At 45.9% G+C, this 8,033-nt stretch carries 6 protein-coding genes and 1 pseudogene; all 7 read right to left on the reverse strand.

What is annotated here, in order from left to right:
* Positions 1-79: 79 nt before the first annotated feature.
* Complete coding sequence (locus tag ACEW9I_RS15365) at positions 80-481, reverse strand: DUF3122 domain-containing protein (RefSeq protein ID WP_373541206.1); 402 nt, start codon at positions 479-481, stop codon at positions 80-82.
* A gap of 58 nt (positions 482-539) precedes the next feature.
* Entirely contained in the window at positions 540-1,055 is a 516-nt protein-coding gene (locus ACEW9I_RS15370; RefSeq protein ID WP_373541207.1) for a rhodanese-like domain-containing protein, read from the reverse strand.
* 29 nt (positions 1,056-1,084) lie between these two features.
* Positions 1,085-1,762, reverse strand: coding sequence for a DsbA family protein (locus ACEW9I_RS15375; RefSeq protein WP_373541208.1), 678 nt, complete (start codon positions 1,760-1,762; stop codon positions 1,085-1,087).
* 56 nt (positions 1,763-1,818) lie between these two features.
* Positions 1,819-4,530, reverse strand: a complete 2,712-nt coding sequence (locus tag ACEW9I_RS15380; protein WP_373541209.1) for a cation-translocating P-type ATPase — start codon at positions 4,528-4,530, stop codon at positions 1,819-1,821.
* Between the two features lie 941 nt (positions 4,531-5,471).
* Positions 5,472-7,124, reverse strand: a complete 1,653-nt coding sequence (locus ACEW9I_RS15385; protein ID WP_373541210.1) for a SulP family inorganic anion transporter — start codon at positions 7,122-7,124, stop codon at positions 5,472-5,474.
* A gap of 10 nt (positions 7,125-7,134) precedes the next feature.
* Positions 7,135-7,446: a chaperone modulator CbpM gene (locus ACEW9I_RS15390; RefSeq protein ID WP_373541211.1), complete on the reverse strand. Its 312-nt coding sequence runs from the start codon at positions 7,444-7,446 to the stop codon at positions 7,135-7,137.
* Positions 7,447-7,599: 153 nt separating this feature from the next.
* Positions 7,600-7,893 (reverse strand): annotated as a pseudogene (locus ACEW9I_RS15395) (DnaJ C-terminal domain-containing protein); the annotation flags it as partial.
* Between the last annotated feature and the right edge of the window lie 140 nt (positions 7,894-8,033).

Consider the following 8,033-nt stretch of genomic DNA (forward strand, 5'->3'; position numbering starts at 1 on the left):
ACCGCTAATTATCAACAAGCAGAGCTTATTGATAATAATTTATGAAACACTTAGTTTTTGAGGATTGGTAGTGATTGGCTCAAACACAGTCAGGTAATTGATTTGATGATGAGGCTAGCCTCATCGAACTCAGGTTAGTAACATCTTTGGCGGTCAAAGTTTGCCCCATTGATGTAGTCAGGGTTAGAGGTTGAGTGTGGTCTAATTCCACCGCACCCAGAAAGCCTACCAGCCGCAGGGAAATCATCGCACTACCATCGGGACGGACGCGCTTGAAGGCGACTACCTGCCAGGACTTTCCGGTGCGATCGCGCAGGTTTTGGCGGGACTGGTAGAGCATCTGTCCTGGAGCTTCTTCAATTTGGGTGACAGTAGCAAAGGCGGGTAGGGGAATAAAAAATATAAATAAAACACAAATTGAAGTGACTAATAGCCAGCAAATTGGACGAATTTTAGACGTGTTCGAGCAGATAAAGTTCATCGTAAAAGTCCTTGGTAAAATTAAAATTTTTGATAATTTCAAGTAATTAGTTACTTTGTTATTTAACAACTAATTCCCCTGCGGCTTTCCAGCCTCCAAAGCTAGGGGGAAACCCCTGCACGTTGTCGTAATTAAATAGATGCAGCGTCATCACTCCTATGCCCGATCGATAGCCGGAAGAACAGTACAGAACCACAGGGCGATCGGTTGGAATTTTACTTAAATTTCGAGCCAAAGTTTGGAGCGGAATATTAATTGCATTAGGGATATGTCCCGATCGATATTCAGAGGCTTCTCGCACATCCACCAATAGGGTTTGAGAGTTCTCTAACTGGCTTTTTAGCTTTTCGACACTGGCGATCGTGTAATAGCCTGCTGGCATCGACATCAGAAATCGATCGATTCTTAATTCCAAATTGAGCGGTTTAGATGGATTTGGTGTCTTTGATTGAGATATCGATGTGGTTTCTGTCAGAGTTGCCGCTAAAATAGAATTTTGCAGGAGATCGATCGAGAAGCAAGACCAGATTATAACTCCCAATAATATCGTCTGAATTAATTTCTTAAACATCATACGTTTCTCCTGAAATAGTTTAAATACTTCTAGCACCAGGATTGTTCTTCTGGAGGATTGTGCAGTAACTCGCGAATATTGGCTTCGATCGTTCGATAGCCCACATTGCCATTTAGTCGCTGCCGTCCTTCATTGAAAATCAGCGTAGGGCTAACCGTAACTGTATGTTCTTTCACCAAGTCAAAATCTTTTGAAAGTTGGGCGTATGCCTCACCACTATCGATCTGAGCTTCAATTGCAGCGATGGGTAATCCTAATTTTTCGGCAATTTCAAATTGCACATGTCGATCTGAAACATTTGCTAATTCGGTAAAAAATGCCTCTCGAAATGCCCAAATTGCTTTTTCAAATATCTGTTCCGATCGATCTACTAAACCTTTGACTTCTAGTAGTTCGATCGCATGAAGAAAAAGATGACAAGATGTAGAGGAAGGCGGTATAACTTTTGTCCAAATATCAGGATGAACGGTGATGTGGTCGAATTTTTTGACGACATCTAGAACGTGGTTGCTATATCCTGTCAATCCGCCTCGATCGCACCAGCGGTTCTCTAGTTTTTCACGAGCTGTACCGAAGACGGAGACGAAGTGATGTTCGATTTCAATCTTGTCTTGAAAAGTTGTTTTCAACTCATTCAGTCGAATTTGGGCAATATAAGCCCAAATACAAAGCACGTCAGAAAAGTAAAAGATCCGAATAGGTTCCATTTTTATTTTTGGTAATTAATAGTAGCTGTAGAGTGGGTATAAATATCTGTATCGATCTATCTAAGCTCTCGTTTTGTAGTTTGCTTTAATAATTCAAACCAGAGCAAGCTAATTAATCCACCACCTAAACAAATAGCTAGATCGGTCGAGTGTAAAAAGGAAAAGCTAAACAATTCTCGCAAGAACGGAATGTAAAGCACGATCGCCATAAAAAATACGCCACCACCAATTACACACCACAGAGTCGGATTGGGTGATTTCAGAATTTTCAGACTCAGGCGAGAGGTCGAACTTTCGCTCAAAATTAGTCCTAAATTAGCTATAATTAGCGTCGTAAATGTCAACGCACGTATATCTAATTCACCTTGCTTGCGGTATGTCGCGATCGCAAATACTGTCAGAATAATTACTAATATTCCACCCCCTTGCAACATGGCTAAACCCAAAGTTTTCTTACCGAATAATGGTTCTTTGGGATTGCGAGGTGGACGCTTCATCACATTTGCTTCAGCAGGTTCGGCTTCTAGGACGATCGAGCAAGCCGGATCGATAATTAGATGTAAAAATGCAACGTGAATCGGTAGTAATACTAATGGCAACTTAAACAACACGGGAATCAAAGACATCCCCGCGATCGGAATATGAATCGCGATTAGATATGACATTGCTTTGCGAAGGTTATCAAAAATTCGCCGTCCTAATTTCACTGCTTGCACGATCGATGAAAAATCATCATCCAACAACACCAACGCCGCCGATTCCCGCGCCACATCTGTACCGCGTTGCCCCATCGCAATCCCGATTTGGGCGGCTTTGAGTGCAGGGGCATCATTGACACCATCGCCAGTCATGGCAACGACTTCACCCTTATCTTTGAGAGCATTAACAATGCGTAATTTTTGTTCGGGAACGGCGCGGGCAAAGATACTGGTATTTTGAATCCGCTGCTGGAGTTCGGTTTCACTCATGCGATCCAATTCTGCTCCAGTTATCGTGTCTCCCGTCTGCAATAAGCCCACCTGACGAGCGATCGTTTGAGCCGTTTCTGGATAGTCACCTGTAATCATCACCACGCGGATTCCAGCGGTATGACATTCTTGAATTGCCGCTGCAACGGTTGGGCGGACTGGATCTGAGAGTCCGACTAAGCCGAGAAATTGAAAGGGGAAATCATGTTGTTTATCGGGTAAATGTTCGGGCGTAAGTACCGGATGCGGTGGCAAAAATGGAGGTGGTGCATCTAATAGGGATGCTTTAGCAATACCCAATACTCGCAATCCTTGAGCTGCCATTTCACTGACTTGGGCTGCCATATTTTTTTGCTGTTCGGGCGTAAAATGGCAGAGATCGGCGATCGCTTCTGGTGCTCCTTTCGCAGCAATTTCATACAGCTTGCCATCTGCTGACTGCCAAACATGGGACATTGCGAGTAACTGCGGTGAGAGCGGATATTCGCGTAATAGTTTCCAGTCGCTATGCAAATGTTCGGTATGAGCGAGAGATCGATCTCCCAATTCCTTAAACGCCTTCTCCATCGGATCGAATGGATCTCTTTGGCTGGCAAGAATACAGAACTCGACTAGCTCGTGGACTGACTCAGGGAGTGGCACTTGTGAGTGCAACCCCAAATCGTATGGATAGAAGTTTTCTAGGCGGTGCTGAATTGAGAGATGTTTCTCTGTTTCTATAATAAATTTGTCTCCCCGTCCCCCAGTCTCCTCGTCCCCCAGTCCCCCCGTCCCCTGATAGGCAAATAACTGTTGCACAGCCATCTGATTTAGCGTCAGCGTCCCCGTTTTATCTACACATAAAACCGTTGCCGAACCGACGGTTTCGACGGCGGAAGTGCGACGTGCTAAAACATGATTTTGAGAGATCCGCCAAGCTCCCAGAGCTAAAAAGATCGTGACGACAACTGGAAATTCATTCGGTAAAATTGCCATCGCTAACGTAATCCCGGCGAGGACTCCTTTTAGCCAATCTCCAGTCGTGGCTCCATAAATTATGACAATTGCCACACATAATGCTAGCGCAATCCCAAATAAGCGACTCACCAGCCGATTCATTTCTCGTTGCAGAGGAGTCACTTCTGGCGGCACTTTTTGTAAAGCGTTGCCAATCTTGCCCATCTCCGTCTGAGTACCGATCGATCGCACCTTGACGATCCCCTGTCCTTGCACTACCAACGTTCCAGAATACACACAGGGTAATTCATCGCCTCCAGGACGCGCCATTTCGACGTTATCCACAGTGGCAATTTTACGAACTGGTAAAGATTCTCCGGTTAGTAATGACTCATCGGTGGAAAGATTGGTGCAAGATAAAACGATCGCATCCGCAGGTACTCGATCGCCTTCTGCTAGCATTAAAATATCGTCCCGCACCACTTCTCGCCCCGCAATCCGTTTGCGTTGTCCATCTCGAATCACCAAAGCACGAGGACTAGAAAGATCGCGGAGGGCTTCGAGAGCGTGTTCGGTTTTACCTTCTTGGTAGAGACTAATTGCAGTGAGAAAAACGACGAAACCTAGTAGAATTAAGGCTTCCTGATGGTCGCCTAAAATCCAGTAGATGATGCCACCGCCGACTAGTAACAGGAAAATCGGATCTTGGATACTATCCCACGCGATCGACAATATATTTCGAGCTTGAGCCGAGGGCAGTTCATTGTAGCCATCTCGATCGAGTTTGGCGATTGCATCTCGCTCTGATAAGCCAGCAACGGGAGCGCGATCTGTAGATTCTAGCCGAATGACTGGAGAAACCATAAGTTTGTTGCCTCAACTAAATTAGTCAGTTTTTCTGAGGGGAGAGGCTTTGCCAACGGGATAAGAAGAGCCTGGAGACTGGAAGTCTCCGCTCATGATGCAAAGTCCGCCTTCGCGGACTAGTTAATCAGTCCGCGAAGGCGGACTTTGTAACACTAGCCCCGATTTCAATCGTTCGCTCAAGCAAGTTTTGGCTAAATGGTTGTGAATTTAGTGCATTTGCCTCAAAGGGCATCTCTAGTAAAAACCCCGTAGATACCAATGAGATAATAATTATCTTTTTCATAAAAAACATCTGGTCGATCGCGAATTGAAATCTAGTCAAGCAACCACGATCGTCATTTAATTTGTTGGCGAATGTTCCTTGGCAAAATACTCTCGAACCTTCGCCGCAATCTGAGGATTCGTCATTTTGTCAACTGTTTCGATATCTACAATACGTCCGCTCAGGTGATTTTTATCGAGTTGTTGTTTTAGTTCGCCCTTTGCTTCACCCCGATACTATCTCCTCAATCTTTTCCCCTTGCTCGGTAATAGCTACCACGATCGCCTTGCGATGGTCGATCCATAGACCTACTTTAGTACTCATCAATTATCTCCTAATTGGGAATATATCCCAGATTTATGATTTTAAATAACTTTGACATCACTGCCGATATCAATAGCAATTTGTATACTTTCGAGCTTAGCAAAACTATCTAAAAAATAAATCAGTCGATAGGCATATTTTATCGCTATTTATAACTGTATTTTGTTCATATTAATGAATGTAAATTGATAAATTTAATTCTATCAATAACTTTTATTTCATAAATAATTAATAATTTAATTATGCTTGAAAATTATAATCATCAATACTTTCACTAAATTGCTATTTCTGCACGATCGCTTCCGGCATCTCTGTCGATAAAAAATGTTGCTGGGCTGTTGGTGTGAGGGCTTCATAGTAACTTTGGTGTTAGTGAAGTGCCGAATGTGGGATTTAATGAATAGATGGCAGCGTCCGTAGTTTCAAAGCAGTTCTCTCGTCCAATTTTATCCATCAAGCCAGTCCGCTCCAGTAGCTTTTGGACTTCGGGTTGCAATCCACTCAGGAGTAAGCGGCAATCGTGCCGTTGTAGATCTTGGTAGATGTCTTGCAGGGCGACAAGTCCAGTGGTGTCCATGTTCGGCACATAGCGCAGCCGCAGTACCAAGTATTTTACGTCAGGTTCATCTCGCAAGAACGTCACAAACCGTTCAGCCGCGCCAAAAAATACTGGCCCATCGACCCGATAAACCGAAATTTGCTTGCTCAACTCCAGCGGGATGCCGGGTGGAAATGCCTCTGTTTCAGGAATTTTGCCCAAATTCAACTCACTCATCCGTTTGATAAACAATGCCCCTGCTGCAATCAGTCCCACTTCCACCGCCAATACCAGATCGAAGAAAATTGTCACCATCCAGGTGAGCATCATCACGGCAAAGTCAGAATAAGTCGCCCGCATCAGTAAGCCGATCGCTTCCCACTCAATCATCCGCACACTTGTTACCATGAGGATTCCTGCCAGTGCTGCGAGGGGCACTTGCGCCGCTAATGGTGCCAATGTCAGCACAATAATCGCGATCGCCACCCCATGAATTACTCCAGACAAGCGAGTTTTGCCGCCAGCTCGGACATTTACAGCCGTGCGGGCGATCGCCCCAGTAGCCGGAATACCGCCAAAGAAGGGCACGACGATATTTGCTAAACCCTGCCCGATCAACTCGCGATCGCTGTCATGTTTTTCACTGACGGTCATCCCATCTGCCACTACAGCCGAGAGCAACGATTCGATACTACCCAATGCCGCCAATGCCAGGGCTGGATTAATCAGTTCTCGAATTAGCCCGAAGTCATTCCAATGCGGAATTGACTGGAGCATCGGTAAAGATTGGGGGATCGAGCCGATCGTCGGTACATTCAGGTGCAAGAAAGTCGCGATCGCCGTTGCCAGCACTAACCCCACCAATGAAGCGGGGATGCTCGTTGTCATCCGTGCCCACAACAGCTTGCTAACGATCGTGATAGTTGCCAGGGCGATCGCTGCCCAATTCAAGCCTTCTAGCTGCGTCACAGTCTGCCACAAGCCAGGTAGAAAATGTTCGCTACGCGGTAATTTCAGCCCCAAAAAGTTGTTTAACTGTCCACAAAAAATAATTACCGCAATCCCATTTGTAAAGCCTGCGGTGACTGGATAGGGAATGAATTTAACCAAGCGTCCCAGTTTGGCAACACCCAGCGCAACCTGGATAATTCCCGCCATCACCCCAGCAATCCAGACCTTTTCAATCCCGTATTTAGCAACAATTCCGACAAGAATCACCGCCATTGCTCCAGTTGGGCCAGTAATCTGGACGGGAGAGCCACCAAAGACGGCGGCGATCGTCCCCGCCACGATCGCCGTGTACAGCCCAGCTTTTGGATCTACGCCACTGGCTACTGCAAACGCCAGGGCAAGCGGTAAGGCAACGACGGCGGCGGTTAATCCCCCCGTTAAATCGCCCCGCCAGTGAGCAAAAGTCTGACTGATCCAAACTCGTAAATCGGTACCGATTGTATTTACTACTGTCATTTTGAGCATCTCATAGTGCGTTTGGTGGCTGCGATCGATATACCTCAAGCTGTGCCCGTAACTGAGCCACTTCCTGAGCCAGATCCAACACGATCGCGGCTCCAACTAAGTTCACCCCCAAATCTTGCCGCAACCGCTGAATCTGAGCGATGCGGGCAATCTCGCGGGAATGCAACATCGAGCCTGTGGGTTCGATTACGCCTAATTGCACATAAACTTGGACTACGGCGATCGAGGTTTGAGCGGCATTGGCGGCATATTCAAAGGTGTATAAGCAATCGCCCTCTTCTGAAACTACAGTTGTGGATAAGCTGAAAGTCATAATTTAATCTCCTCTTATAAGAGTTACCTAAAGACTGAAGTCTCTGCTAATGATACGAAGTGTCCGCCTTCGCGGACTAGTCAATTAGTCCGCGAAGGCGGACTTTGCATCACTAGCACCGATTTTAATCGAGTGCAGTTAAAGGGTTGAAGGTCATAACTTAATCTCCTCTAAGTGGGCGCGGGGGTTAAAGGTGGTATTTGCCTGAATTTTTTCGTAGCATTCCTGCTCGATCTCATTAAGGTCTTGCGGCGTAACGATCTGGAGTTTGGCGAATAAGTCACCGCGTCCCCCTTTGGGTAACGTCCAACCTTTGCCACGCAGCTTGAGCGATTGTCCCGATTTCACGCCTTTCGGGACTTTCATCGTCACGCTACCATCGGGAGTCGGCACTTTAATTTCTGCCCCCAGCACTGCCTCGTCGGGGCGAATTGGCACATCACATACGAACCTGAGTTCGATGAGGCTAGCCTCATCATCAAATCAATTACCTGACTGTGTTTGAGCCAATCACTACCAATCCTCAAAAACTAAGTGTTTCATAAATTATTATCAATAAGCTCTGCTTGTTGATAATTAGCGGTCAT

Origin of the sequence: Chamaesiphon sp. (genome assembly GCF_041738855.1) — a bacterium.
In the GTDB taxonomy this organism is placed as follows: domain Bacteria; phylum Cyanobacteriota; class Cyanobacteriia; order Cyanobacteriales; family Chamaesiphonaceae; genus Chamaesiphon.

What these genes read in the sequence shown, in the direction of transcription:
- ACEW9I_RS15390 (WP_373541211.1), bottom strand. Translation starts at nt 7,446, where the DNA reads ATGACTTTCAGCTTATCCACAACTGTAGTTTCAGAAGAGGGCGATTGC.
- ACEW9I_RS15385 (WP_373541210.1), bottom strand. Translation starts at nt 7,124, where the DNA reads ATGACAGTAGTAAATACAATCGGTACCGATTTACGAGTTTGGATCAGT.
- ACEW9I_RS15370 (WP_373541207.1), bottom strand. Translation starts at nt 1,055, where the DNA reads ATGATGTTTAAGAAATTAATTCAGACGATATTATTGGGAGTTATAATC.
- ACEW9I_RS15365 (WP_373541206.1), bottom strand. Translation starts at nt 481, where the DNA reads ATGAACTTTATCTGCTCGAACACGTCTAAAATTCGTCCAATTTGCTGG.
- ACEW9I_RS15380 (WP_373541209.1), bottom strand. Translation starts at nt 4,530, where the DNA reads ATGGTTTCTCCAGTCATTCGGCTAGAATCTACAGATCGCGCTCCCGTT.
- ACEW9I_RS15375 (WP_373541208.1), bottom strand. Translation starts at nt 1,762, where the DNA reads ATGGAACCTATTCGGATCTTTTACTTTTCTGACGTGCTTTGTATTTGG.